Annotated in this window: 1 tRNA gene and 1 rRNA gene; both read right to left on the bottom strand. The window is 48.8% G+C overall.

The annotated features are described in order from the left end of the window. Nucleotides 1–24: 24 nt before the first annotated feature. A tRNA-Ile gene (locus ATB78_RS28085) sits at nucleotides 25–101 on the bottom strand. Between the two features lie 67 nt (nucleotides 102–168). Continuing rightward, nucleotides 169–240: ribosomal RNA gene (locus tag ATB78_RS28080) — 16S ribosomal RNA — on the bottom strand; the annotation flags it as partial.

Here is a 240-nt window from a genome sequence, read left to right as displayed (position 1 = left end):
CTGCATACCAACTTCAAAAGAAATTGGTGGGTCTGAGTGGACTCGAACCACCGACCTCTCGCTTATCAGGCGAACGCTCTAACCACCTGAGCTACAGACCCAGTATCGTCTCTTTTACTTATAAACCGTATCAATCTGTGTGGACACTCATCGTGAGTAATCATCGTTTAAGGAGGTGATCCAGCGCCAGGTTCCCCTAGCGCTACCTTGTTACGACTTCACCCCAGTCATGAACCACAA

This window comes from Vibrio sp. CUB2 (genome assembly GCF_001557945.1).
In the GTDB taxonomy this organism is placed as follows: Bacteria; Pseudomonadota; Gammaproteobacteria; order Enterobacterales; family Vibrionaceae; genus Vibrio; species Vibrio owensii.
This window is presented reverse-complemented; position numbering and strand designations above follow the sequence as displayed.